The 25836-nt window shown below is 38.0% G+C and carries 24 protein-coding genes, 1 pseudogene and 2 other annotated features; of the genes and pseudogenes, 17 read left to right on the forward strand and 8 right to left on the reverse strand.

All coding sequences use genetic code 11. The features are described 5' to 3' along the window. The first annotated feature begins 127 nt into the window (after positions 1-127). Together NSQ64_RS04550 and pdaA are read left to right on the forward strand one after the other, a co-directional pair. Positions 128-319: an SE1561 family protein gene (locus NSQ64_RS04550; protein WP_003218031.1), complete on the forward strand. Its 192-nt coding sequence runs from the start codon at positions 128-130 to the stop codon at positions 317-319. A 102-nt stretch (positions 320-421) separates the two neighbouring features. Further along, positions 422-1213, forward strand: coding sequence for a delta-lactam-biosynthetic de-N-acetylase (pdaA, locus tag NSQ64_RS04555; protein ID WP_039168013.1), 792 nt, complete (start codon positions 422-424; stop codon positions 1211-1213). Positions 1214-1446: 233 nt separating this feature from the next. Here pdaA and NSQ64_RS04560 read toward each other — a convergent pair whose 3' ends face one another. From NSQ64_RS04560 to NSQ64_RS04570, 3 genes are all read right to left on the reverse strand, one after another. Beyond that, positions 1447-1941 carry a DUF2716 domain-containing protein gene (locus tag NSQ64_RS04560; RefSeq protein WP_135010384.1) on the reverse strand — a complete coding sequence of 165 codons (495 nt, stop codon included), beginning with the start codon at positions 1939-1941 and terminating at the stop codon, positions 1447-1449. A 33-nt stretch (positions 1942-1974) separates the two neighbouring features. Continuing rightward, the gene (gene corA / locus NSQ64_RS04565; protein WP_341015302.1) at positions 1975-2934 is read right to left on the reverse strand and encodes a magnesium/cobalt transporter CorA; all 960 of its coding nucleotides are present in this window, start codon (positions 2932-2934) and stop codon (positions 1975-1977) included. Positions 2935-3065: 131 nt separating this feature from the next. Next, positions 3066-3572 carry a hypothetical protein gene (locus NSQ64_RS04570; RefSeq protein ID WP_024720250.1) on the reverse strand — a complete coding sequence of 169 codons (507 nt, stop codon included), beginning with the start codon at positions 3570-3572 and terminating at the stop codon, positions 3066-3068. Positions 3573-4005: 433 nt separating this feature from the next. Here NSQ64_RS04570 and NSQ64_RS04575 point away from each other — a divergent pair, with 433 nt between their 5' ends. Then, positions 4006-4875, forward strand: coding sequence for a DNA-3-methyladenine glycosylase family protein (locus NSQ64_RS04575; protein WP_073415303.1), 870 nt, complete (start codon positions 4006-4008; stop codon positions 4873-4875). 102 nt (positions 4876-4977) lie between these two features. Continuing rightward, on the forward strand, positions 4978-6366 hold the full coding sequence (gene rlmD / locus NSQ64_RS04580; protein WP_445684636.1) for a 23S rRNA (uracil(1939)-C(5))-methyltransferase RlmD: 1389 nt from the start codon (positions 4978-4980) through the stop codon (positions 6364-6366). Between the two features lie 7 nt (positions 6367-6373). Here the strand turns inward: rlmD and NSQ64_RS04585 are convergent, their stop codons facing one another. After that, on the reverse strand, positions 6374-6619 hold the full coding sequence (locus NSQ64_RS04585; RefSeq protein WP_341015304.1) for a hypothetical protein: 246 nt from the start codon (positions 6617-6619) through the stop codon (positions 6374-6376). A 397-nt stretch (positions 6620-7016) separates the two neighbouring features. Between NSQ64_RS04585 and NSQ64_RS04590 the strand changes: the two genes are divergently transcribed. From NSQ64_RS04590 to NSQ64_RS04640, 12 genes and pseudogenes are all read left to right on the forward strand, one after another. Further along, complete coding sequence (locus NSQ64_RS04590; RefSeq protein WP_341015306.1) at positions 7017-11528, forward strand: NACHT domain-containing protein; 4512 nt, start codon at positions 7017-7019, stop codon at positions 11526-11528. Positions 11529-12364: 836 nt separating this feature from the next. Further along, positions 12365-12775 carry a DUF6508 domain-containing protein gene (locus NSQ64_RS04595; RefSeq protein WP_341015308.1) on the forward strand — a complete coding sequence of 137 codons (411 nt, stop codon included), beginning with the start codon at positions 12365-12367 and terminating at the stop codon, positions 12773-12775. Positions 12776-12801: 26 nt separating this feature from the next. Further along, positions 12802-13320 (forward strand): hypothetical protein, encoded by a 519-nt coding sequence (locus NSQ64_RS04600; RefSeq protein ID WP_125590562.1) that lies wholly within the window; start codon positions 12802-12804, stop codon positions 13318-13320. 134 nt (positions 13321-13454) lie between these two features. Beyond that, on the forward strand, positions 13455-14282 hold the full coding sequence (locus NSQ64_RS04605) for a MerR family transcriptional regulator (protein WP_024720257.1): 828 nt from the start codon (positions 13455-13457) through the stop codon (positions 14280-14282). A gap of 26 nt (positions 14283-14308) precedes the next feature. Then, positions 14309-15496: an MFS transporter gene (locus NSQ64_RS04610; protein WP_327878817.1), complete on the forward strand. Its 1188-nt coding sequence runs from the start codon at positions 14309-14311 to the stop codon at positions 15494-15496. A gap of 190 nt (positions 15497-15686) precedes the next feature. Next, positions 15687-16517: a DNA alkylation repair protein gene (locus NSQ64_RS04615; protein ID WP_341015312.1), complete on the forward strand. Its 831-nt coding sequence runs from the start codon at positions 15687-15689 to the stop codon at positions 16515-16517. Positions 16518-16790: 273 nt separating this feature from the next. After that, the gene (locus NSQ64_RS04620) at positions 16791-17975 is read left to right on the forward strand and encodes a DUF1835 domain-containing protein (protein ID WP_125590556.1); all 1185 of its coding nucleotides are present in this window, start codon (positions 16791-16793) and stop codon (positions 17973-17975) included. 74 nt (positions 17976-18049) lie between these two features. Further along, positions 18050-18273 (forward strand) — a binding site (T-box leader). 38 nt (positions 18274-18311) lie between these two features. Further along, positions 18312-18538 (forward strand) — a binding site (T-box leader). A 63-nt stretch (positions 18539-18601) separates the two neighbouring features. After that, on the forward strand, positions 18602-18709 hold the full coding sequence (locus tag NSQ64_RS20950) for a TGS domain-containing protein (RefSeq protein WP_445684654.1): 108 nt from the start codon (positions 18602-18604) through the stop codon (positions 18707-18709). Further along, positions 18678-20354 (forward strand): annotated as a pseudogene (thrS, locus tag NSQ64_RS04625) (threonine--tRNA ligase); the annotation flags it as partial. The gene NSQ64_RS20950 and the pseudogene thrS, both read left to right, overlap by 32 nt. Before the next feature lie 173 nt (positions 20355-20527). Next, a complete protein-coding gene (locus tag NSQ64_RS04630; protein ID WP_335352848.1) occupies positions 20528-21094 on the forward strand; it encodes a hypothetical protein in 567 nt (188 codons plus the stop codon). A gap of 17 nt (positions 21095-21111) precedes the next feature. After that, on the forward strand, positions 21112-22404 hold the full coding sequence (locus NSQ64_RS04635) for a hypothetical protein (RefSeq protein ID WP_341015316.1): 1293 nt from the start codon (positions 21112-21114) through the stop codon (positions 22402-22404). A gap of 355 nt (positions 22405-22759) precedes the next feature. Continuing rightward, positions 22760-23041 (forward strand): hypothetical protein, encoded by a 282-nt coding sequence (locus NSQ64_RS04640; RefSeq protein WP_341015319.1) that lies wholly within the window; start codon positions 22760-22762, stop codon positions 23039-23041. A gap of 55 nt (positions 23042-23096) precedes the next feature. Here the strand turns inward: NSQ64_RS04640 and NSQ64_RS04645 are convergent, their stop codons facing one another. Beyond that, positions 23097-23318 carry a hypothetical protein gene (locus NSQ64_RS04645; protein WP_341015321.1) on the reverse strand — a complete coding sequence of 74 codons (222 nt, stop codon included), beginning with the start codon at positions 23316-23318 and terminating at the stop codon, positions 23097-23099. Positions 23319-23605: 287 nt separating this feature from the next. On the opposite strand from NSQ64_RS04645, the gene NSQ64_RS04655 reads away from it, so the two are divergent. Then, a complete protein-coding gene (locus NSQ64_RS04655; protein ID WP_341015322.1) occupies positions 23606-24421 on the forward strand; it encodes a leucine-rich repeat domain-containing protein in 816 nt (271 codons plus the stop codon). Between the two features lie 35 nt (positions 24422-24456). Here the strand turns inward: NSQ64_RS04655 and NSQ64_RS04660 are convergent, their stop codons facing one another. From NSQ64_RS04660 to NSQ64_RS04670, 3 genes are all read right to left on the reverse strand, one after another. After that, positions 24457-24771 carry a DMT family transporter gene (locus NSQ64_RS04660; protein ID WP_007496650.1) on the reverse strand — a complete coding sequence of 105 codons (315 nt, stop codon included), beginning with the start codon at positions 24769-24771 and terminating at the stop codon, positions 24457-24459. Next, positions 24772-25116 carry a DMT family transporter gene (locus NSQ64_RS04665; protein WP_003217798.1) on the reverse strand — a complete coding sequence of 115 codons (345 nt, stop codon included), beginning with the start codon at positions 25114-25116 and terminating at the stop codon, positions 24772-24774. Between the two features lie 80 nt (positions 25117-25196). Then, on the reverse strand, positions 25197-25754 hold the full coding sequence (locus tag NSQ64_RS04670; protein ID WP_046344945.1) for a TetR family transcriptional regulator: 558 nt from the start codon (positions 25752-25754) through the stop codon (positions 25197-25199). Between the last annotated feature and the right edge of the window lie 82 nt (positions 25755-25836).

Consider the following 25836-nt stretch of genomic DNA (forward strand, 5'->3'; position numbering starts at 1 on the left):
TCGGGCAAACATAGACCCGCCAACAGTTAATTTTAAGCCCCATCACCGTTATACGCAAGAGGGGACACAATTGATTTACAAAGGAAAAAAAGATAAGCTATAAACAAATGCTAAAGGGAGTGTATCTATGGGCAAGGCAGCAGACAGCAAAGAACAGCAGGTTGATTATTTAAAGAACCGATTAGATATGTTTATGAATGTGATTGATTCATTAGATCCTGAATCCACAGACGTTGAGGATATAGACAGACTCATCCAGATGATCGACGACCTGGAAGCGAAATATGAACGGTTTAAAACCGATTGGAAGGAAGAATAGCTCGCGCTGATGCGGGCTTTTTTCTTTAAATTGGCAGGTCAAAAAGTGTATGAGTACCCGGTATATTCTGCACAATAGAAGAAAAACCGGGAAGTGACGTAAATGAAAAAATGCATACTGATCTGTCTATGTGCGCTTTTTGTATCGATGCCTTTTTCAAACTTAGAAGCCGTGTCTAATCAGCCGATTCATTGGGGATTTGCTAAAAGCAAAGAGCACAAGCCAGCAGATGCCGGCAAGGAACTGACGACACTCTTAAAGAAATATGATGCTTTCTATTTAGGAAATACGAAAAAGAAAGAGATTTATTTTACATTCGACAATGGCTATGAAAATGGGTACACACCCAAAATCTTGGATGTGCTGAAAAAACATCAAGTACCCGGCACCTTTTTTGTGACTGGGCACTTCGTAAAGGACCAGCCTAAGCTCGTCAAACGTATGGCAGAGGAAGGTCATATTATTGGCAACCATTCCTATCACCATCCAGATTTAACAACAAAGAGCACGAAAGAAATCAAAGAAGAGCTAGATCGTGTCAATGAAGCGGTATACAAAATCACAGGAAAACAAGATAACCTCTACCTTCGTCCACCGCGCGGGGTGTTCAGTGAAAGGGTACTAAAGGAAACGAAACAGCTTGGCTACCAAACCGTTTTCTGGTCAGTAGCGTTTGTAGATTGGCATATCCACCATCAAAAAGGAAAACAGTATGCGTACAATCAAATGATGAAACAGGCGCATCCGGGTGCCATTTACTTACTTCATACCGTCTCAAGGGACAATGCCGAGGCACTTGATGATGCCATTACTGCTTTAAAAAAACAAGGATATACCTTTAAAAGCTTAGACGATCTCATGCTTGAAAAAGTATGGCATCTTCCTCAGCTATAGAAAAAAGCTTGCAGACATCTGCAAGCTTCAGCGTGTAGCCAAACCCTCGCATTCGTTGTCAGTCCTGCGTGCTGGTGCTCACGAATGTGAAATTCGCTCCGCGCCAGTACTCGTCCTTCCTAGACTGCAAAGGTTTTCTATCACGCTGAAACGAAGACAAAGGGCTAAAATAAACAACATTTTAGCCCTTTGTCAACAATCTGAGGCTTGCAGACATCTGCAAGCTTTTTGACTTATCCTTCTCTTATTTTACGCTGGAACAAAAGGGGACGATGACGAGTAAAGGAGTCAATCAAGCCCTCACCGAAAATCGTGATGCTTTGCTCCCAAGGATGTCCTAGTAAACCCCAAGTCATCTCTTTTGATAAAAAGAAATAGTAATCTCCATTTGGGAGCACAGGAACTCTCCATTCTCCAAATTCATCTTTTTCAAATGAGCCGTATGGTGTGATCCAATAGCAGTCGTGCTGCCAATCAAGTACCTGCATATATTCGTCCGTTCCGGTGATATTCTCCTGAAAAGACAGCAGTGCCTTCTTTTCAAGGTCTTCATCCCCACTTAGGAGAGAAGGGTCCTCGAAATAAGCAGAGATATCATATGTGATGTAAGGAGATGGTGCTTGAAAACCGGGAAAGCGAGAGATGCTTGGGTTAAATTTAAACTTTTGATCAAATGTTTTCCATGCGTACTTTAGTTCTTTGTCTGTCAGTGGAATCCAGTTTTCCATAGTATCTCCCTTTCAAGCACTTCTCTCAAAAAATTATTTGAAAATCCTAAACCATCCTTTATGTTTAAACCACAAAAGCATCCCTGAGACAAGCAAACCCATGAAAATCAGTACGCCAAAATAGCCATATTTCCAGTGTAATTCAGGCATGTTATCAAAGTTCATACCATACACCCCAACAATAAAGGTCAGTGGAATAAAAATCGTCGAGACAATGGTCAGTGTCATCATGATGGCATTCATTCGATTGGAATTTAGTGTTTGATAGCTGTCTCGTAAATCGGCTGTCATATCACGGTTTGACTCAACGATTTCTGTTAGTTTCAATAGATGATCATAAATATCATTAAAATATGCTTGCCGGTTTGCATCGCTTCTCATCATATTCGTGTTCACAATTCGATATAAGAGGTCCCTCATCGGGATAATGGTTCTGCGCAGTTTGAGCAAATCGGATCGAATACCGAATACTTCGTTCATTAATGTACCATACGTTTTATGCCCTTCTTCATCCTCGATTTCATTGAGCCTGTCCTCAATTTGATAAATAATAGGAAAATAATCATCGACGAGCTGGTCAATCAGCATATAAGCCATATGCTCTGGACCGCTCTCTCGTGCTTTATCAGACCCTTTGAGCTTTCGAATGACTCGATCAATGTAGGGTGCTTCCTTCAAATGAAAAGTAACGATATAGTTTTCTCCAACAAACAGGTCGACTTCTTCAGATCGAAGTGTTTTTTGATTGAGGGCATGAAGGACGAAAAATAAATACCCTTCATAAAAATCAAGCTTTGGCCGCTGTAAATAATGGAAGCAGTCTTCAATCGCAAGCGGATGGAACTGAAAAAATTCCTTTAACAGTGCTGCTTCCTTTTCCGTTGGCGCATAAAAATCAATCCAATACCAGGCAATATCGGGGCTTGAAAGCTGCTGCAATGTTGCATGTTCAATCAAGTCGCCGTTTTTTGTCACTGCAAGTTTTTTCAGCATGTGCACCCCTCCAGACTTGCATTATATCATGAAGCAGCAGCGGTGAACTTATACGTTTTCACCATAAAAAAGCCGATCTCATCGCTGAGATCGGTCCAATGTGCGTGTATGATTGATGGATAAAGCGAGAATTAAGGACGACGGAAGTTGACGAAACCACCGTTACGGTCGAACCAACCTCTAAATGCCCAGTTGATGTAACCGCCATCACCTTTGTTTGTGAAAGATCCATTTTCAAATACCCAAACTCCGTACGTAATGCTTCCGTATTTAACAGTAGCAAACGTTTTAACACCGTTGAAACGAGTCTCATAGCCTTGGCTTAAGTTAAAGACCATGACATTGTATTTTGCGCCAGCAGCATAGAACGCAGACTCCATTAATCCTTTGACAAAGCCTTCACGGTTCGTGTTAGCATTTGCAGCATTAATTAATGCATTGGCAATTCCAAGTACGTCAAAGTTAATGTTAACATTTGTCGCATTTGTTGAAGCTTTACCTTCAGCAGCTTTGTTTAACACAGTTTGCTGAATAGTTGTTGAAACTGGAGCAGTTTTTTGCTCAGCAGCGTCAGCGAATACTGGTAGTGTCGAAGAAACAGCAGTGGCAAGGGCAACAGAAAGAATTGTTTTTTTCATTGGTCGGATCTCCTTTGTTTTTAAAATTTGGGTCTTCTTTTAGTAAAACGTGAAACTAGGTGAAGCCGGTTATCAATGAGGTAAATATGTTCCTGCAAGATGAAACAAATGATTGCCTAATCCGCTAATTCCTTTGTTCACCTCCTTGATATGTCATAATTATACAAATATTTTTGAAATATAAGATATCACCCATAGGTTCTATTTCTAATTTAAGGAAAATGATCCTAAAATGTTGAAGATTGCTGTCGAATTTTAGCTGATTTCGACTAAAAATTTTCATCTATCCAAAAGGAGAATGACCATAAATAAGGAAGATATAACTGATAAATTCTTGTACTCTTTATATTTAAAAGTATTCAATATAGAGAATCATTCATGCAAAGTGAAACAATCACATCTGCGTGTGTTGACAGAAAGGAAGAGGAAAAACATGTGGGAAAAACACTTATTGGTTGAACCGCCCTATCACTTCGATCAAGTGCTGAGACGTTTGTCGAGCGATCCATTAAAGGCGGTCGATCTGGATAAAAGAGAAATCAAAGTACCGATGAGGCTGAATCATAAACCGTACATTGCAGTCGTTCAAGCGACAGGAACAAAAGAAGCACCTTCGTTCCGGGTACAGGCTAACGGGCCGGAGGAAGCCATCCTTTCTGAGGTGAAGCGGATATTTGGCATGGAACATCAATTACATGCTGTGCATGACCATTTTGCTCAAACAAATCTTGCGCCCATTTTTGACCGTCATATCGGAACGCCGCTTATGCTGGATTTCCATCTATATCATTGCTTGATGAAATGCATCATTCATCAGCAGCTCAATCTTGCATTTGCTTATGAGCTGACGAAACGGTTTGTTCATACGTATGGTGAGCAAATCGACGGCGTCTGGTTTGACCCTTTACCGGAAACCATTGCATCACTTGAAACCGATGATTTGAGAAAACTGCAATTCAGTCAGCGAAAAGCGGAATATGTGATTGATGTCTCAAAGCGAATAGTGAGCGGCTCTCTGAATTTAGAAGAATTACACGACTTAACGGATATTGAAATTGAAGAACGTCTGCTTCCGATTAGAGGGATTGGACCTTGGACGGTTCAAAATGTCCTCATGAATGGACTTGGAAGACCAAATCTCTTTCCAATGGCAGATATCGGGATTCAAAATGCGATCAAACGTCACTTTGACCTGCCAGAAAAGCCAACAAAAGAAGAGATGGCAGTTTTAAGCAAGGAGTGGGCACCTTATTTAAGCTACGCCTCCCTTTATTTATGGAGAAGTATAGAGACAGATAAATAATTGAAAGGCATTTTCTCTCTTCGTCCAAGTCGTGATATACTATTCAGATGGAATAAAATGAGGACAACCGATAAAGGTTTAAATAGAACGGAGAGAATAAACGTGAAAGAAAAACAGCAAGGAGCCCTTCTGCAAAAGGGGCAGCAGTTCCCGCTTACCATTAAACGCCTTGGCATTAATGGGGAAGGGGTCGGTTATTTTAAAAAGCAAGTGGTCTTTGTCCCAGGTGCACTTCCAGGTGAGGAAGTAGTAGTTGAAGCAACGAATGTTCAAGCGAAATATGCAGAAGGTACGGTGAGGAAAGTTCGCAAGCGCTCAGAACATCGAGTGAAACCGCCGTGCCCAGTATACGAAGAGTGCGGAGGCTGTCAGCTTCAGCATTTGGCATACGAGCAGCAGTTAAAGGAAAAACGGGATATTGTCATTCAATCAATGGAGCGTCATACAAAGCTGTCGGTTGAAAAGCTCGACATTAGACCAACAATCGGTATGGAAGATCCGTGGCACTACCGGAATAAAAGTCAGTTCCAAGTCGGAAGATCACATAGTGGCGACATCATCGCAGGACTTTATGGGCTGAATTCCCATAAACTTGTCCCGATCAAGGAATGTATCGTCCAGCATCCGAAAACGAATAAAACAACAGGCGTCGTCCGCAAAATTTTAGAGAAATTCGGCGTATCTGTCTACAACGAGCGGACAAGAAAAGGCGACGTGCGCTCGATTGTTGTGCGTGTCGGCTTTGAAACAGGTGAAGTCCAAGTCGTCCTTGTCACATCAAAGCCTGAGTTTCCAAAGAAAAAAGAAATCGCCGAAGCCATTCAAAAACGTCTGCCAGAAGTGACGTCTATTATGCACAATATCAATGGCGAAAAAACGTCAGTCATCTTTGGGCATAAAACATCGCACCTAGCTGGCAACATGGTCATCCAAGAATTTTTAGGAGACGTCTCCTTTGAATTGAGTGCACGGGCTTTCTTCCAATTGAATCCGAAGCAGACATTAAAGCTTTACGACGAAGCGAAAAAAGCGGCCAAACTGACTGGCAAAGAAAAGGTAGTCGATGCGTATTGCGGCGTTGGAACCATTGGAATGTGGCTCTCAGATGGAGCAAAAGAAGTAAGAGGTATGGATGTCATCAAAGAATCAATTGATGACGCGAAGAAAAATGCCAAAAAACACGGCATGAAAAACGCAACTTATGTGACAGGCACAGCCGAACACTGGCTGCCAAAATGGGTCAAAGAAGGCTTCCGTCCCGATGTTATCGTCGTCGACCCGCCAAGAACAGGCTGCGAACGCACTTTCCTAGACACCGTCAAACAAGTCAAACCAAAACGCTTTGTCTACGTCTCTTGCAACCCATCTACACTAGCAAAAGACCTCGAATACATGTCAAAAGACTATAAGATCGAATACATGCAGCCAGTGGATATGTTTCCGCATACGGCGCATGTGGAGTGCTGTGCGTTGCTCGAATTAATTGACTAATCCTAAATTAAGCGTGTTTTTTAACATACGTTTTATTAGGGTGTGTCTTAGGAATCGCTAATTTAATATTTGCTGAAACATAAAAAGCAGACGGTTCAGAAGTGCGATAATGCACTTCTAATTGGCCGTCTGCTTTTACTGTTATTTTATGAATGAAGCGAGCTAAAATTGTTGGAGTTAGCTCTGTGAGTGGTTGTTTAGGGTTTAATTGATTTAGGATATATGCTTTCAAATTAGCAACATCTACTTGCATATTACTTTCCTCATATTGCAACAAATTTAGTTGTTCAACTAGTTTCTCTATTTCAGGATTTAAAATAACTAAAAGACCGTCATAATTTTATTGGTTAATTTTGCCAATCAATGGAAATTATAAAATACAGGGTGGACAGTATTCTATACATCTTCGGGAGGAATCGATATGATTAGTGGTGTGCCAGCCAGTTGTTGGTCGGATTATTAGAAAAGATATTTGAATTAAGTTGTGTTAGAAAAATAATTAAAAACCAAGCTGAATCAAATTGTGTAACTAATTAGGAAACTGGGTTTTTTGTTATTATTTGAAATTTTTATATTATTTAGTTTTAATGCTGTATAATTGAATATAAGAACTTTTATGATTATTTTACTATAATAGTGAGGTTGTTTAAATGATTGAACTTGATTTTACTCGTATTCGGTCTTTTGATGGTAGTAAAGACGGGGGCTTTGAAGAGTTAGTTTGTCAAATAGCCCATTTAAATAAACCAAGTCAAGGGAAGAATTTCATCCGAAAAGATGGTGCTGGTGGAGATGGCGGTGTTGAATGTTATTGGATCCTGGAAGATGGTTCAGAGCATGCTTGGCAAGCAAAATATTTTACTGACAGGCTCGAAGGTAGTCAATGGAGTCAAATAGATGATTCAGTTAGAACAGCGATTGATAAACATCCTAGATTAACTAAATATTATGTAAGTGTGCCAAAGGATTTAAACGATAGTCGAAAAACTGGTCGTGGTGGGAAGCAAGTTGTATCTTCCTTAGATAAATGGAATCAATATGTTCAAAGCTGGACGGAATTAGCCAAAGGTAAGGGAATGAACGTAGAGTTTGAATATTGGGGTCGTCACGAATTAAGTATGATGCTACAAAGGGACGAAAGTAATTATATTGGTAGAACATTATACTGGTTTAATGAGCCAGTATTGAGTGTGGGAACTTTTACGGAATTAGCTAATAAATCGAAAATTTCTTTAGGTGAGCGATTTTCAGAGGAATATCATATTGATTTACCTATTCAGAAAAAAGTAGAGGGATTAGGTATATCTCCTGAATGGAAAGAAGCAATTAATAATCAAAAAAAGATTCTGTTTGATTTGATCCATAGGATAGACCAGTTAGATCGCTTTGAAAATAAAACTTTGAATAAAGGACCAAACTGGACTGTTTTCAAAGAGAATGCAACTAAATTTAAAGAATCGTATTTAGAAATTTTAATTACTAAATACGATGAACTTAGAATTACAAATATTAGGGGTGGATTTGAAGGTTTAAGAGGCTTAGCTGCTGATTTCAATAATTTTATTTGGGATAATATCGATGATAAGAACGAACCATGGAAAGATATTAGGTATCAATTTAGAGGAGTTATTGAGGCACTAGATAGTATAGAGACTTTTATATTTAGTATTGCTACGGAAGCATATGAAACAAAAAGTGTAGTCATATTAGGAGATGCTGGAATAGGGAAATCACATTTATTATGTGATATAGCACAAAAGCGTATAGCTGAAGATTTACCTACTGTCTTTCTATTAGGTCAAAGGTATTCTGGAGGTAATCCACTTAATATTATAGCTGAAGAACTTGATTTGAGGGGCGTAAGTTTTAAACAGTTACTAGGGGCTTTGGATGCGGCTGGAGAGGCAAAGAAAACTAGAACATTAATTATTATTGATGCCTTAAATGAAGGTAATAATCGTTTTGATTGGCAAAATCAACTAATGTCATTTATAGCTGAATTAAAAAATTATCCTCATATCGCTTTACTTATAAGCTGTAGATCAACTTATAAGGATTTCATATTACCTGAAGAAATTAAAGGGAACATAGTGGAGATTTTCCATAAAGGGTTTAAAGGATTTGAACACCGAGCAGCTATGAAGTATTTGTCGAAACAAGGTATAGACAAACCTTCTGTACCACTACTATCTCCAGAATTCAGTAACCCATTGTTTTTAAAAACATGCTGTAAAGCAATAAAATCAAAAGGGTTGACTTCTTTCCCTAAAGGTCTTGAAGGCCAGACTGCAATCTTTAATTTTTATTTGGAAAGTATTGAAAATGTTGTTAAACGTAGAAAAAAATATATGGGGAATAGAAATGTTTCTAGTAGAATTTTATCAAAATTGATCGAATTAATATACCCAGATAATTTATTTGGAATTGAAATAAATTTAGCAGCGGACGTTTTTAGAGAAGTGGATCCTAAACCTAACTTTGATGATGATTTAATCGATATACTCATTTCAGAAGGTTTACTAGCATTAGATATGATAACTGATAGTAATGGAAATGCAATTGAAGTTGTTAGGTTTTCATACGAAAGATTTAGTGATTATTTCATTGCAGAAAACATTATTGATAATCTGAATGCAGAAAATCTTGAAGCGGAGTTTGGAACTCATGGGAAGTTAGAAGAAATAATAAAGAACCCATATAAGTATTCAGGGATTATTGAAGCATTAGGCATAGTTTTCCCAGAAAGATTCAATCTAGAGTTTGTTGATTTTGTTTCTGAAGAAAGTACACATTATAATTCGATTTTTGATAAATCGTTTACGGATGTTCTTTTATTACGTAGCAAAGACTCTATTAATGATAGGACAGTTGCATTATTAAATAAAATTTCTAGTTACGGTTTTTTCAATGAGTCGCTAGATAAGATATTAGCTTTATCTACAGAACCTAATCATCCATTAAATGCAGAATTTTTACATGAAAATTTAAAAAGAAGAAAATTGACGGAAAGAGACCGCTTTTGGTCAACGCATATAGCAGTAAGTGATTATGAGGAAGATGAAGAACAACCTGAATCTGTAACTCGAACTTTAATTGATTGGGCATTGTATGCGGATTTAAAAGATGTAGAAGACGAGCGAATAAGATTATTGAGTTACACACTTTTATGGATGACAACGACTTCAAATAGAAAAGTAAGGGATCAAGCTACTAAATCATTAGTTCGAATTTTAAGTTATCGTCCATATATCATTAATGAGTTGCTACCGAAGTTTAATGATATAGACGATTTATATTTAAAAGAAAGATTGTATGCAGTTAGTTATGGTGTAGTCTGCAATATTAATGATTTAGATGAAGTAAGAGAAATTGCAGAGAAGGTTTATGAGTTGCAATTTACCCATAAGAAACCAGAACCACATCTTCTTTTAAGGGATTATGCTCGAGGGATAATGGAATACGCTTTATATAAAAACTTAATCGCTGAAGAAATGAGCAGAAATTTTAGACCGCCGTATATTAGTGAATGGCCAATTGAAAATCCTACTAAATCAGACATTAAAGATTTAGATGAAGATGAATATTCTTCGATTAAAAGTTCTCTTATGGGATTCCCAGGGGATTTTGGTAACTATACTATGTCCTGCGTACATAACTGGTCAGCAACATCACTAACAGAAAGTCGTCCTAAAACATCATATGAATTACATTTAGAATTTGCTGAAAAAGTACCTAGTGAGTTAAGAGAAGAGTACTTAAAAGAAATCAATCAAAGAATTAAATCATATGGTCAGCCCGTTACAGTTAATATTATAGACGATGTTTTAAATGATTCAGAATATGACCTTGAGGAGTTATTTAAAGAGGTTGATGAAATGCCTAGGGAAATTTCAGTTGTTACTAAAAATATAGATAGTCCAAGTGAGAATTGGGATTCTTTAAAGAAACGTATCCATGATGCATTGTCAGAAGAGGTTAAAGAATATTTTAGGTGGCTAACAGGTTTAGGCGTTAATGATAGAGTAGCAATTTTTTGTAGAAAATGGGCGCAAAGATGGGTATGCAAAAAAGCATATGAGTTTGGTTGGACCTCAAAAATGTTTGGTGATTTTGAAAGAAGACACAGTAATACTTACGGTAGGGAAGGTTCAAAAATTGAACGGATTGGTAAGAAATATCAATGGATTGCATTTTATGAACTTTTAGCTAGAATGGCAGACAATTTATTTTGGGCTAACAAATATGAAGATGAAACAGAATATGAAGGGCCATGGCAGCTTTGGAAACGCGACATTGATCCTACTATATGGCTGAGAGCTACAAATGATTCAAATTGGGATGAGTTTGGAAAGGTTTGGTGGTCACCATATACACCGATTTTTAGTGTCAATGAATCGGATGATTGGGTGTTCGATGAAGATACACTTCCTGATTTCAAGAATTTATTGATAGTAAATGATAGTAAAGGTGAAAAGTGGCGTAACTTGAGTGGCTTTAGAAAATGGGCGAATAAAACGATTGATGGTAAATCTAAAGAAGAGCTGTGGTATAGAATTAATACATGCGTTGTACCAAAAAATGATGTAGATAATTTACTTGAAAAAATGAAGGATAAAGCTTTATTTGACCCTTCTACTTTTGCGCCACCAGGTTCCTCACACCAAGGTTTTTTACGAGAATATCCATGGCATCCTTACTATAAGGATTTTGATGTTTGGCGTAATGGTGAAGATTCTCGAACTTTAAATATTCAACATTTAGTACCAGTTAACGAATATGAATGGGAAACAGGTGAAAGAGATAAATCCATTGACCAATATATTTCTCTCTATTTACCTAATCAACAATTAATTAAAGACTTTAATTTAAAGTGGTCATTAGGGAATTTTAGTACATGGGAGAATTCCGACGGCGAGATAATCTTTATGGATCCAAGTGAATTAGAAAAAGGACCAACGACAGCTCTGGTTAAATCAGATCATTTTGAAAAATGGTTAGAAGAGAATGACTTACAGTTGATTTGGTTTATCGGCGGAGAAAAGCAAATTTTCAATGATGTAGGAAGTGTTTCAAAAAGATTAGAGTTCAACTATATAATTTCTATGGAAAAGGAAAATTTAATGGAAATAAATTGGAAAGATAACTATAGTTTTAAAAATTAATTAATTTATGGCATCAGTGGATGAACAGTATTATTATCCACTGATGTAGTTATTTAGAAGGGATAGGGTTTGCCATCAGGAAGTTTTAAATTTAAGACTTCATGAAAAATTTGTTTATGCCAAACTAAATTCGATCCGATTTTGAAGTTTGAATTTATTCTTTCTCAGTTATTTGTAGTCGACCAAATATTTTTTTGTGTTTCAGAGAAAGCATGAAGTTCATCAATTTTTAGGAAATGAATCTAACAAATCATATTCATAAAATAAAAAGTACAAAAGTTTAATGTAAAAGGTCGAGTATTATTTAAAGGAAACCAACATGAGGTTTACAAGCTGCCCAATAATATATCTTTTACTTAGCAAAGTACAATATTTATCCGGAGGTGAGACTTATTAAAATTTACATAACAAATTTTAATGAGGCAAGAAATAAAGAGGGTTTTCATTTAGTACGATGCTGACAAATGCAACAGAGAAAAGAAGTGCCTTTCTAAGAAGTATAAAGACAAAATAGTGAACATAACCTCTTCGCAACGATGTGACAGAGGTGTTTTTTTATTTGAGAATCGTCTTATAAATTCCTTGACGCTTTATTCACAGCTGGTATCAGCTTATTATTTAATATGACACATAAACGTTGACGAGCAAGATGATTAATACCGTGCATGTGGAGACAGTTGTATCGATGGTACGAGTGTAAAAAGTGAAATGAATAAAAACGGTTCGTGATTTGAATACTGGCTTCTAGTTTGTACGATCATCACGGACTTTTTTATTAACTTATTCAGAGAGGTCTATCAAAAAATTTTTAATTCATGGAAAGGTGGAGGATGAGATTGAGTCAATTTAAAATCTTAACAAACTATATCCCTAAGCTTCAAGGCGATGATATTGGTGAATGGGTAATAGATAAAGAAAATGACGGAACAGCAGAACACCCGATTCAGATGCCCTTTGTGAATTATTCCGAAACGGTCCGTCGTTTTATCGAGGATGTCTATACCTTTGCAGAACAGCATCAAGAAATGGAGCTTACCCGCTACAGTGAGATCCTCAAAGAAAATGGCATTGAGGGTGGAACGAACGATATGGAGAATGTGGACACCTCAAATGTAAATGCGCAGTGTGTACTGGCTCTCATCATGGGGGTTCTGAGAGCTGAACGATTTTGCGAGGGTGTCATACTCGATGTCTTTACAAACGGAACTATTGTCAAGTGGCTTGAAAGATTGGAACGTTTGGAGTAAGAGAGACTAGTTTTCGGGGTGATCAAATGAAAAACAAAACAGATGTAGCCCACATGTTTCCTCCTATGAAAATAGAAGAAATTGATCATATTTTATTATATGATTTTGATGCAATAAAAATGGAAAAAGAAGATGAACGTATAAAATTCATTTTACAAGATCCCTATTGTCCTGATAAACATCATATTCACAGTGTGTATGTCATCTATAAAAGGTCTATACTCAATTTACTTGAAGGTAGGAATCGTTCTATTCATAGTCATGAATTCATGACTGCTAAGAAAAAGGATCGAACGATTTCTATAGAAGATATAGAATATGTATTAGAGATCGCTACAGTTGTGGTTCTTGCAAGTGAAAATAATGGAATATTGACGAATTATTTTTATAGTGGAGTTGGACAAAGGTTAGATTGTATTTTTAATCTATGCTTAGGTTATTCAACAGATTTACAAAAGAAAGAACATAAAGTAAGTTTGCAACGATTTATGGATGATATAAAGATTGTTGAAGAGATGGGATTGTTAGAAAAAATAGTAGGATAATGAGCAAAACCTAGATTTTAGAGAAATCTAGGTTTTTTTGTGCTTTTGAAAAATTTAATCAACTTCATGTTGACCTTCCCCTTAACTGAAAGGTTTATACTGTGATCAGATCAACAAATCGGAGGAGATGCAGGATGTTCAAGATCGGCGATTTTTCTATGTTAAGTAAAGTGCCTGTCAAAACCTTAAGATATTATGACCAAATTGATTTATTAAAGCCTCAGCAGATCGATCAAGATTCGGGATACCGTTATTACTCAGCTGAGCAGCTACTTGAGGTCAATCGAATTTTTCTTTATAAGGAATTAGGCTTTACGTTAAAACAAATGGGGCAGCTTCTTCGTGAAGATATCTCAGTAGAGCAAATTCAGGGCATGTTTCTCTTGAAAGAGAGTGAGATTCAGCAATTGATCGAAAGAGAACAACAGAAATTAGCCCGTATTAAGGAGCGAATGCACCTCATCAAACGAGAGGGGTGTGTTGAAAAAGAACAGGAGGTCATCATCAAATCTGTTGAAAGCAAACGCATCATGTCTTTTCAATCCAACGGAACTGTTGAAGAAATCCCTTCATTCTTTCAAATGTTTCATCATTTATTACATAAACATCAACAAGAATCGATCTCGGGACCACAAGTAGTGCTATGGAGAGAATCACTGGAGAAAGAAAGTGAGTTCGAATTTGAGGTGGGGTATTCCGTCAAATCGTTAAGGTGCTCTCTTCCTCAGGGAATGACAATTCGCACGTTACCTGCAGAAGACACCATGGCAACACTCTTATTTCATTCCCATTCTCCATCTGCACAAACAGCTTGTGTTGACTTGGCGACATGGATCGAACATAACGGATACCGCGTGAAAGATGATCAGCCGGGCCGAGAAATCTATTACCCATTGTCAGAAAATGAAGAAGGCAGACTCATTGAAATTCAAATTCCTATTAAAAATGAAATCAAATCGTAAACATGGCCCAAAGGAGAAACGTCACGATGCAAAATAAAACCGTTGTCTATTTACTTGCTTTAGCAGCTTTTTTAATCGGAACGATCGAATACATCATTACGGGCATTATTCAAATGGTCGCACATGATTTACATGTCACAACGTCTACTGCTGGCTTATTGGTCACATCTTTAGCACTTTCGGCCGCAATCGGTGCACCGATTGTCATCGCACTAACCATCAATATGGACCGCAGAAAAATATTAACATGGACGCTGATCATTTTTATTTTAAGTAACTTCATCACAAGTATCAGTCATTCGTTTGAAATGGTCATGATCACAAGAGTTTTACAAGGAATCAGTGGGGGAACGGCGATTGTAGTGGCGATGGCGGTTGCAACTCGTCTTGTAGAACGGGAAAAAAGAGGAACAGCGATTGGCATCATTTTAATGGGATTGAGCAGCTCCTTGGTTTTAGGCGTTCCAATCGGGACATTTCTAAGCAGTGTGATCGGATGGAAAGGATTATTCGCAGCCATTGGAGTGATCACGCTTATTCCGCTGATTGTGGTGTATAGGCGGATCCCTTCTATGAAAGAACAAGAACCGGTGACGCTTCGTATGCAATTATCGATTTTAAAAGACAAGCGAATATTGCTTGCAGTGGCAGTCACGTTATTCTATGTAGGGGGATATTCCACGTTATTTACCTATTTAACGCCCTTCCTGCAAAAATCAGCCAACCTAAGCATCACAGAAATCAGTGGCATTTTGTTACTAGCGGGAATATGCAGCTTTTTAGGATCAAGCCTTGGAGGGATGTCAGCAGATAAAAAAGGGCCAATCTTCACGATTTTTTCTGGCATCACTTTGCAAATCATGATGCTCATGCTACTAGCATTTGTCACAGGGAATCTCGTGGTCATGGTGGCTGTTATCATGATATGGATGATCGCTACATGGAGTACATCACCAGCTCAGCAGCTATATCTTGTAACCCTTGTTCCGAAATCTCCTGATATCGCATTAAGTGTCAATACATCATTTATTCAATTCGGATTTGCTTTAGGCTCGGGGTTAGGGGGGATTGTATTGAGCAGGACATCTATATTGCACCTGAGCTGGATCAGTGCTGGAACGGTTCTTCTCGCTTTACTCATGACCATCTTGATGGTGGCGTTTGACAGAATCTCTCAGAAGAAGAGTTTGAAGGTGATCGAACAAGGAAGGTAACTTAAATTCAATTTTGTATGGAAGGGACTACTTATTTCGGGTAGTTCCTTTTTAATTTGAAGAATGCACCAGTAAAGTTGTTTATTTGATACAATAGGGGGCAATATCCAAAGATTGAAGGCATTCATATATTTCTTTTAAAAACGATGAATATCAAACAAAAGCACCACTAGACGAGGAGAGAAAATAAATGCAAATAAGCGAAGAGATCATCAATCGAAAAGGTGCTCGAAAGGGGACTGATATCCCTCATGACGTCTTGTTCCTTTTGAATCAGGGAAAAATAGAGAGTGTGAATTTAACTGAATGGCTGGCTGTCAATCATATGACGCTATTACGTCATGTTTTGCCATCCGTTGGTTTAGACCATCATTTAGACGGTTTAACATCTAAGATCACTCAACAAAAGGCTGAGTCTGGAATGAAAGCAATTCGTCTCATCGGTCAATTGTTAGATGAATGGCTACAGAAAGAGAATGGGGAAAAACAAGCGGAAGTGCTACAGGCATTTACTCACCATGTATCTGATAGCGTCCGTTGTTGGGCTGCTTATATGAACAAACACCGTTTATCAACTTTGGAAGAGAAATTGGTGTACATTCAGCCATTTGCAGCTGATCATCATTTTGGAGTTCGAGAAATTGCGTGGATGTCAGTGAGAGAAAGCCTAACGGATCAGCTCGATCAAAGTATAGAACATTTAACAGCATGGGCTAAAAGTAAAGATGAAAATATTCGCCGATTCTCAGTAGAAGCTATTCGCCCAAGAGGTGTTTGGACAAAGCATATTGAGTCATTAAAACAAGAGCCAATGAGGGCACAGCCTATTCTAGACTTGCTCAAATCTGATCTATCAACATATGTTCAAGATTCTGTAGGAAACTGGCTCAATGACGCTAGTAAAACACAACCAAATTGGGTCATAAACCTGTGTGAACAGTGGTTAAAAGATTCTGATACAAAAGCAACTAGGAGGATTGTCAAGAAAGCCAAAAGAACGATTGTGAAGGGGAACTTGTGAAGAAGTACATAAACTGAATTTCCCTTTTTGGAGGGTATTTCTATCAATAGATCATTAGAAAGAAAGTCTCAAAGTTACTCAGTAAACTGACTGCCCCATTTCGTGGGGTTCTTCATTTTTTATAAAAAATCTAGTCTCCCCAATTCTGCATTCTTTATATAGGTCTTATCCTCTCATCGTCGTACTTTTGAATGAAATTGACTCAATAGAATTGACGTAAGAACCATGAATAGGCGAAGATGATATAAAATGTAAGATAAAGGGAGACGAATAATGATACATATCGTATTTGGGGCAGCAACTGCTGGTAGTTTAAAACAAGCATTACGTGAAATGAAGCAAAAACCAGTGGAAGACATCATCACCTTTGATGATATCTACTCCATTGGCCCACTTACACACTTACATGAACGTCAAGGACAAGAGACTCGTATGGAGTGGCTTCGACATGTCATGTCCAATGAGTTTGGTAGATTTGATGATATGGTAATCGATCAGCAAAAAATGATTCAACAAGTGAAGGATGTAAAAGATGGCTCACATATGATGATATGGATAGGCAACAATGCACACGAACAAATAGGTCTACGATTTGCCATCTATTTATTAAAAGGAAAAAACGTGGACGTCTCTGTCATTAATACAGCGATTGCATATGATCACCATTTTAATACAAAGACGATTCGCATGGACCTTCGACATACTGGGGAAATCCCATCTGAAAAATTTAAAATCATTTATGAAAGTAAAAATCACTTTCACACCATTTCCAAGGAAGAAAGAGAACGATTACAAGAAGAGTGGCTTCACATTGCCGAAACAGATCATACACTTAGGATATGGCGAAATGAACAAACGCTCAACGTATCAGAAGATGAATTTGATGCTTATTTAGTAAAAATGGCTAAGCGGCTTCATCTGTCCGAGCCAGAAGAGGAATACATCGTAACTCCACGCTTAATTGGAGAAGTCCTTGGTCATTTAGAACAATATATCGGAGATGATTTTATTGAGTATCGGCTAAAGAAGCTGATTGATCAAGGTGTTTTTGCTATGAAAGGAAAACGAACGTCCATGCGTTATTACTCGATAAAACTGACAACATTTGGTCAGGACTTCAAAAAATGGGTATGCTGTCGTGATTTTGAGCACCAACCTTATGTGAAAATTGAAGGAACCTATGGTGGCGAACCTTTTCAATGCGGACATTGTCAATGTCATTTAGAAAGAGATGATGTACCTATAAGCGATGTACTATTCTCTAAAATATGGAATTGGGCCATACAGTATGGTTGTTGGTTTGATGAAGAAACAGATGACTTGCTGCCAGAAGGGGTAGAAATGGAAAAGAAGTTTAATCAAGCAGGGGAGTGTATAACGGAAGAAGTAAAGAATGCGTTATCTCCTAAGTATCAAGTCGAATATAGCCCCAGTGAAATGACAAGACATTTCATTTAAAGAATAAAATTCAATAGCACTGTACAAAATAAATCTTTACATCATTCCCCATCATCATGTAATATATGGAGAAATCAAAAGCGAAGAAAAGGACATGAGCAGCTTTTATCGGTTCACAGAGAGGGAAGTCACGGTGAAATCTTCCTAACGCAGAAAAGTTGTCTTACCACCTTTGAGCTGTATTGGGGAAATTACAGTATCCAATACCGTTTACGCCACGTTACGGCACCAGAGCCATAAAGCGAATACGCATTATGGGAATTTGGGTGGAACCACGGATCACACATTCGTCCCTTTATGAGGGATGGGTGTGTTTTTTTTGTTTACTTTTATAGCATGATTGCTTTGAAAAGGACATGAGCAGCTTTTATCGGTTCACAGAGAGGGAAGTCACGGTGAAATCTTCCTAACGCAGAAAAGCTATCTTACCACCTTTGAGCTGTATTGGGGAACATTGCAGTATCCAATACCGTCTACGCCACGTTACGGCGCCAGAGCCATAAAGCGAATACGCGCGTTATGGGAATTTGGGTGGAACCACGGATTACACATTCGTCCCTCTATGAGGGATGGGTGTGTTTTTTTATTTCAAAAAAGAGAAAGGTGTGTCAGTGATGAGAGAAAAAATGGTAAAAATTCAATTTCCAGATGGAAAGATCAAGGAGTTCTCCGCAGGTACGACAGTCGCAGAGGTTGCCTCCCATATTAGCCCAAGCTGTGAAAAGGTTATATGACAATGTGACACTGGGGATCGGACCTGTCATTGAGAATGGATTTTACTATGATATGAAGCTGAATCAAACGTTAAGCGTAGAGGATTTGGCAATGATTGAAAAAGAGATGAAAAACATCATAAACGAGAATCACCTTATTCAAAGAATGGAGGTCTCTTACAAAGAAGCTGAAGTGATGTTTGCACATGATCTATATAAACTGGATATTTTAAAAAGTCTCCCTCGACAAGAAGCCATCACGATTTATCAGCAAGGAGAATTTATAGATTTGTGCCGTGGACCTCATTTGCCTTCTACAGGGTATTTAAAGGCATTTAAACTAATGCGTGTGGCAGGGGCATATTGGCGGGGAGATAGCAATCAGGATGTCTTGCAGCGAGTGTATGGTGTAGCATTTCAGCATCCAAATCATCTAGCTGATTATCTTCATTTCATGGAAGAAGCAAATAAACGTGATCACCGGAAATTAGGGAAACAGTTATCCCTCTTTATGTTTTCAGAAGAAGCGCCAGGCATGCCGTTTTATTTACCAAAAGGTCAGATTGTCAGAAATGAATTAATGGCCTTTTCTAGAGAAGTGAGAGGTCAAGCGCAATATGAAGAAGTAAGTACTCCATTTATGATGAACCAAGAACTTTGGGAAAAGTCAGGCCATTGGGATCATTATCATGAGAATATGTATTTCTCAGAAGTAGACGATACAAGTTTTGCTTTAAAACCGATGAACTGTCCAGGGCATATGCTCATGTTCAAAAATAACTTATATTCCTATAGAGACCTTCCAATTAGAATGTCTGAATTTGGTCAAGTGCATCGTCATGAATTTAGCGGAGCATTAAATGGATTGTTCAGGGTCAGAACATTTTGCCAAGATGATGTCCATATTTTTTTAAGAGAAGATCAAATCGAAGTTGAAATCAAACGGATTTTTCAATTAGTTGATCATGTGTATCGGACATTTGGTTTTGAGTATTCAGTCGAACTATCCACTCGCCCAGAAAAAGCATTAGGGGATGACGCTATTTGGGATATATCCGAAATAGCGCTAAAAAATGTGCTTGATCAGTTAAAGATTAACTACTACTTAAATGAAGGAGATGGGGCATTTTATGGTCCGAAGATCGACTTTCATATTCAAGATGCACTAAAGCGGAGCCACCAGTGCGCCACAATTCAGCTGGATTTTCAAATGCCAGAGAAATTTGATTTAACATATATCAACGAGAAAAATGAAAAGGTGCGGCCAGTTGTCATTCATAGTGCTATTTTTGGTTCACTTGACCGGTTCCTTGGTATTCTCATTGAACATTTTGCCGGCGTCTTCCCGTTATGGCTCGCACCAATCCAAGTACAAATCATACCTGTCTCAAGGGTTCACCTTGATTACTGCATAGAGGTGCAGAAGCAATTAAGAAATATCGGAATTAGAGTCACAATCGATGAACGGGATGAAAAACTCGGCTATAAAATGAGAGAAGCACAAATGCAAAAAATTCCTTATATCGCTGTCATTGGAGATACAGAAATGCAAGAAAAAACACTGAACATCAGACAACATGGAGAAAAAATGTCAAAGCTGCTGTCTATTGATGACTTTAAACACTTGGCAGCCCAGCAAATAAAAGACAGAACAGCTCAAATATGATGTGCTGATTTCATGAAGAAGGATAAGACGTTCATTGAAAGATGGGCGTCTTTTCATTTGCGAAAAAAGCCGAATTGATAATAGAAAGGGAAAATATTGAAACATTTTTTCAGTCAAATCGTAACAAAGATAGAGCGTTCAACAGAAACATTGAAAAAGGAGAGGAGTATTACATGGAACAAGCTACACTGAAAAAGATGAGAAGAAAACAAATAGCTGTCTCTAATTTAATAGTCGGCATCATGATCGTTCCTTTTTTTATCTTGTTTCAAATGTCTAACATTCGATTTACACATTTCTTTCTTTGTTTAGGATCTATCATGCTCTTTCTAAGTATTTATGGTTTTATTAAGAAAGGCTCAACAAAGTCTTTCATTCCTATTTTCGAGCAGATAGCCATTTATGAAAAAGAAAAATTGGGGGAAGAGTGGGAGAAAGAAAAGAGGTCAGAAAATATTTCGAGAGTGGTATTGAGTGGTCTGATGTTTCTCCAGTCATTTAGTTTCCAAGATGTAACGAATCCATTCTTAAACATGCAACCTATACTTTTACTTTTCTTATTATTTGTAACTCTAGCCCTTATTAATTTAAGCATGCTTTATCGCTTTAGAAAAATCGACCGGTCGACTGAAGGTGAATTAAAAGGCTTTACAAAGGAATCAAACATGATGTCATTGGTTTTAGGATTATTATCAGCGATCATCATAGTCGGCTTTATTGTCACCTTTCTTCTTCCATAAAACATCATCATTTTGAGGTGAATTCATTGAATGCAAACATTCAACAACTAATCGATCAGACAAAAGTGACATTTGGCTTAGATCTTTACTATCTAAAAAGACACAGTTTTCATCGCTACGTCAATATGTTCAATGAAACGGTGTATACATTGAATATGGAATGGTTTCCCTCTCATGAAACGGAACCCGAGGACGATGATCTAAACCCAGACGGCACAGCTGTCATTGAAGTGAACTTGAATACAGGACAGACCGAGTCTGTTATTTTTGTTATGGACAAAACCTATGCGCAGCATGGTGTCACGTTTAAGAGACCTTATCCAGCTCATGTCATTCAATGGATCGAACAAGAAACAGGATTGATCTATGGAGAGCATTTTCATATGCATCAGAAGGAGAAAGGGGAACTTTCTTTCGAAGAAGCAATAGATGGTGTGAAAGTAGCACCTTCAGGCAGAATCGAAGTGAAATGGAATGAACATGGACAGCTCATGTACTTTACACACCACGGTCCATTTTTAGCCAAAACATTACTGAAAGATGAGAAATATGTGCTTTCCCTTGATCAGGTGGAGAACTTAGCTGAGCAGCAAGTGCAGATGTTTCAATGGCCTTCCTTCGAGCACAATCAAATCCGTTCTATTTATGCTCTAGAAGAAATCTATGTGAAGAACGATGGAACAGGAACTCTTCCGTTTGAGGTTGGGCGTGAAGAAACGCATTGTATACACATGAATGAAGTCATTGAGTGGAATGAACCGATAAACAATGCCTTTGAAAAAAAGGAAATGGACATTCATGAGGACATTTCAGCTGAACAAGCTTTCTCATTGGAACCGTCACCAGATTCCTTCCCGATATCAAAAGAAGACCAGGATGAGTGTATCAAAGCGGTTCGAACCTTTTTGGCGCAAAAATATTCAAACGATACAGGGAAGTGGGTTCTAAAAACACTCCAACGTGATCATGGATACATCCATGCGATATTAAAAACGAATGAGCAAGAAGGCTGTGGATTTATGGATAAAATCAAGGTCTTCATTGATGCCAACACTTTTGAAGCCATTCATTACATAGATAAAAAAGAGATGTTTCAAGTATGTGGGATACTCAATCCATCTCAAACAGCTAGTGAAATCACCATAACTCAGAAAGAAGCCTTTGAAACATTGAGAGAACGCCTCGAACTTACACCCATCTATGTCTATGACGATGTGCAAAAACAATATGTTTTATGCGGCAAGCTCGATTGTCATGATGGCGTTGATGCAGTGAGCGGCGAAGTGTTCTCTTTGACAGACTTTTCATAACTTCCAAAAGAACAGTCAGTGCTGTTCTTTTTTTTGTCCCATCTCCCTCTTTTTTGCAGAAAAATGGAATTTTGTAGCAGGAAGTTGTCGTTTCATCACGAAAGAAAACAGGTAAGAATATGATCATAGGTCCATTGTTTGAATTCGTGGTGGAGTCAATGAGATGACATAGGAAACGTTATACATATTGAACATTCGTGACAGTACAGTCGATCTACAGTTCATGTCTAAAAAGTGAGTGATCATGTCTCAAGCCGTATGCGATAATACGTGTACCGAGATCATATGATGAGTTGGTTCCGTTTGTTTTTAGGTGAGTTTGAAGCCAAGTTAGAAGAAAGTGAGGATATCTACCTTGAGTACATTGGAAGTGTTTCGTCAGTTTTTGGTTGACCATTATCCTGCGTTACAAGATGAGCTTTGGCTGAAAGATGTTGATACCCTTCGAATCTCTCCTATTCTTCATCCTTTTCTGAAAAGCAAGCTGCCAGATGGGATTGAAAAATTCACTTGTGTCCTATTCACACAGCAAACAGATCAAAACACTGCCCCGCTCAAAGTATACCTTCTATTAGATGAATATGAGCAATCGCTTTACGCTATTGATTTGATGAATGAACAAATCGTGCTTCATTAATACAGAACCAAAAAGCTGCTTGAGAATGTCTCAGCAGCTTTTTTTATGATGAACATTAGTTTGTCATATCAACCAATCTTCGGTGTAAGTTGTCCAATTCTTTTTTTGTTGGAAAAGAGCTGATCAGCAGCGTAGATCGACCGAATTGAAGAGGAAGCTCAGTATCGGTCACAATCATATCAACCCCAAGTTGATCCATCGTGACATCATTTAACGAATTTTCTGGACTTGTGAAAATGTGAATGAGAGGAGGCACGCTTAAATAAGCAATAAACAAGAAAGAGTACGAGCTATCGTCAAGACCTGTGCAGAATATATGGAGTATAGTGAAAGTCGTTGATATGTTGTTGCTCCATATTTTAGATGATAAAGATTTTATAAAATGGATTGAAAACAGGCGTAATAACTAGCGGATTGTGGTTAAACGGACCAAAGAAGATCATCTAGTTTTTATCCCTTCCCCTATTTCTTCGGCAGAAATACCGGAAAGAATAATGTTTTGACTCCAAACTTCTGATAAAATTCATTTAGATATCCATCATTCGTAGGTGTGGAGGTAAAAGAATGCTCAAAGAAGACCCTGAATATATTTTTCGTCATGATGCCCAACCAGAAGTTGTTCATGATTTAGCCGATGTAGATGAAAATGCCACCGAGTTGTTAATCACAGGAAAAACAAAAAATATTGAAAGGTTGAACTCTTTTTCTAACCTCACGACATTGTGGATTTACAAAGTGAGCCAAAAGGAATTCAATACGATCTTGAGCTTAGTTAATCCCAAAATGCTCTATATGCGTGAACTGAGAGTAGAAGATTTATCAATCATCAGTTCTCTTCAAGATGTTGAGGTATTGGCACTTGAATGGAATACAAAGGCACAAAGTTTATGGGATCTATCAAAAAACACTTTTTTAAAATCTTTATCCTTAACAGATTTTTCAAAGTTGAATGACATAGCCCCTTTGCAAAAAAACACTGGTTTAGAATGGTTGCAATTGTCAGGCGGGATTTGGAATACATTAAATTTAAATACTCTACAACCTTTAAGATATCTTAAGAATTTAAAATATCTGTGCTTATCAAATATAAAAGTGAAGGACGAGTCTTTAGAGCCAATATCGGCATTAGAGGGACTCAAGGAACTTGACATTTCAAACCAATTCCCGACAGAAGAATACGCTAGATTATCCGTAACCCTTCCAAATACGAAGTGTGATCGTTTTGCACCATACATCTTTTTATCAAGTCCTATTGTAGATAAAGATGTAATGGTAATTGGAAAGCGGAAACCGACATTAAATTCAAAAGTCGATGGGAAAAAGTTGCAAAAATACGAAGAACAATTTAAAGCGTACCAAGAAAAGTATAAATTAACTTAAAAAGCAATGGATAATCTATTCCATTGCTTTTTCTATTACGCAAACAACTTCAGCCCAACGACGCCAATCACAATCAGCAGCAAGCTGAGGATACGAATCATGTTTTTCGGCTCTTTAAATAGAATCATATTAAACAAGACAGAACCCGCTGTTCCAAGTCCAATCCAAACCGTATAGGCAACGGAGACTTGAACGGAAGAGAACGAGGCGTACAAAAACAAAAAGGATAAGGCAAATCCGCCGACAAATAAAATGCCTGTCGTGAGTTGCTTTTTCTTACTGAACATATTGAGACCAATGGTTCCGCCAATTTCGCAGGCAGAGGCCAACAGTACAAAAAACCAGCCCATTTATACCGCTTCTCCTTTCTGCTCATGTGCATCTCCATCAGACACTTTCAGTCCAATAATTCCGAGAATTAAAATGCCCATAAATAAAAGCTTTTCTAATGAAAACGAACCGCCGAACAGCGCATAATCCATCAAAGACGTACCAATCGTTCCAACTCCGGCAAACACGGCGTACACAGTCCCAGTCGGCAGCTTCTCGCAAGCTTTCATTAAAAAATAAAAATCAACCGGGATCAGGCAGATAATGATCGCCCACTCCCACACAGCATCAGCTCTATTTAAACCAAACACCCAAAGTAATTCAAATAAACATGTGAGTGCAACATACATCCAGCTTTTTTTCATCGTATTTCCTCCTAAAACTGAAAACTGACGATTCGTCATTTTGAAGCCAAAAAAGAGCGTACAGCAAGTGCTGTACTAAGTTAAGGTGTCTCTATGCCGAGTGCGTAAAGAAGGAATTGCTTGACCTCTCGCTTTTGAATCAGAACCTCTTCTGTATCTGTTTCTGTAAATAAGTACATTTGCTCAGCTGATGATTCAAGTAAACCGATAATGAATTTCGCAGCATATTGACAATTCAAGTTCGCACGGACTCTTTTGTCCTGCTTTGCCTTTTCTAAAAAAGAAGCGACCCATTTGTAAATCGGCTCATAAATATCTTCCCATTCCTTTAAATGCTCGGTGGCAGCTAAGCCTGAGTAGGTGAGGGCAAGGACATCACGGTATTGCCTTGTAAAAGCGAAAATGAATTCAACAAGCGCATCTGCTTGATCGAGGACATCTGCATGCTGAGTGAGTTCCTTTTCAATGGCAGGTACCATCTGTGCAATCAGATGTTCAGCGATGGCAGGCATGACGGAAAGCTTTGAAGGAAAATATAAATAAAACGTTCCTTGCGCTACTCCTGCTGCTTTCACAATATCCGAAATGGTCGTCTTTTCGATTCCTTTTTCTTTAAACGCGTCAATGGCAGCAAGCATAATCTTATCTCGTTTCGACACATCATCACCGACCTTAAATGACTGAATGTCAGTCAGTTTAACGGAAAACTGACGATTTGTC

Origin of the sequence: Bacillus sp. FSL W8-0183 (assembly GCF_038006825.1) — a bacterium.
Taxonomy (GTDB): domain Bacteria; phylum Bacillota; class Bacilli; order Bacillales; family Bacillaceae; genus Bacillus; species Bacillus altitudinis.

Coding starts and splice junctions, on each gene's coding strand:
- NSQ64_RS04665 (WP_003217798.1), bottom strand. CDS start 25,116: ATGAAAAAAAGCTGGATGTATGTTGCACTCACATGTTTATTTGAATTA.
- pdaA (WP_039168013.1), top strand. CDS start 422: ATGAAAAAATGCATACTGATCTGTCTATGTGCGCTTTTTGTATCGATG.
- NSQ64_RS04560 (WP_135010384.1), bottom strand. CDS start 1,941: ATGGAAAACTGGATTCCACTGACAGACAAAGAACTAAAGTACGCATGG.
- NSQ64_RS04550 (WP_003218031.1), top strand. CDS start 128: ATGGGCAAGGCAGCAGACAGCAAAGAACAGCAGGTTGATTATTTAAAG.
- NSQ64_RS04620 (WP_125590556.1), top strand. CDS start 16,791: ATGATACATATCGTATTTGGGGCAGCAACTGCTGGTAGTTTAAAACAA.
- NSQ64_RS04670 (WP_046344945.1), bottom strand. CDS start 25,754: ATGCTTGCTGCCATTGACGCGTTTAAAGAAAAAGGAATCGAAAAGACG.
- NSQ64_RS04610 (WP_327878817.1), top strand. CDS start 14,309: ATGCAAAATAAAACCGTTGTCTATTTACTTGCTTTAGCAGCTTTTTTA.
- NSQ64_RS04655 (WP_341015322.1), top strand. CDS start 23,606: ATGCTCAAAGAAGACCCTGAATATATTTTTCGTCATGATGCCCAACCA.
- NSQ64_RS04660 (WP_007496650.1), bottom strand. CDS start 24,771: ATGGGCTGGTTTTTTGTACTGTTGGCCTCTGCCTGCGAAATTGGCGGA.
- NSQ64_RS04605 (WP_024720257.1), top strand. CDS start 13,455: ATGTTCAAGATCGGCGATTTTTCTATGTTAAGTAAAGTGCCTGTCAAA.
- NSQ64_RS04590 (WP_341015306.1), top strand. CDS start 7,017: ATGATTGAACTTGATTTTACTCGTATTCGGTCTTTTGATGGTAGTAAA.
- NSQ64_RS04630 (WP_335352848.1), top strand. CDS start 20,528: ATGGAACAAGCTACACTGAAAAAGATGAGAAGAAAACAAATAGCTGTC.
- corA (WP_341015302.1), bottom strand. CDS start 2,934: ATGCTGAAAAAACTTGCAGTGACAAAAAACGGCGACTTGATTGAACAT.
- NSQ64_RS04600 (WP_125590562.1), top strand. CDS start 12,802: ATGAAAAACAAAACAGATGTAGCCCACATGTTTCCTCCTATGAAAATA.
- NSQ64_RS04615 (WP_341015312.1), top strand. CDS start 15,687: ATGCAAATAAGCGAAGAGATCATCAATCGAAAAGGTGCTCGAAAGGGG.
- NSQ64_RS04575 (WP_073415303.1), top strand. CDS start 4,006: ATGTGGGAAAAACACTTATTGGTTGAACCGCCCTATCACTTCGATCAA.
- NSQ64_RS04585 (WP_341015304.1), bottom strand. CDS start 6,619: ATGCAAGTAGATGTTGCTAATTTGAAAGCATATATCCTAAATCAATTA.
- NSQ64_RS04570 (WP_024720250.1), bottom strand. CDS start 3,572: ATGAAAAAAACAATTCTTTCTGTTGCCCTTGCCACTGCTGTTTCTTCG.
- NSQ64_RS20950 (WP_445684654.1), top strand. CDS start 18,602: ATGGTAAAAATTCAATTTCCAGATGGAAAGATCAAGGAGTTCTCCGCA.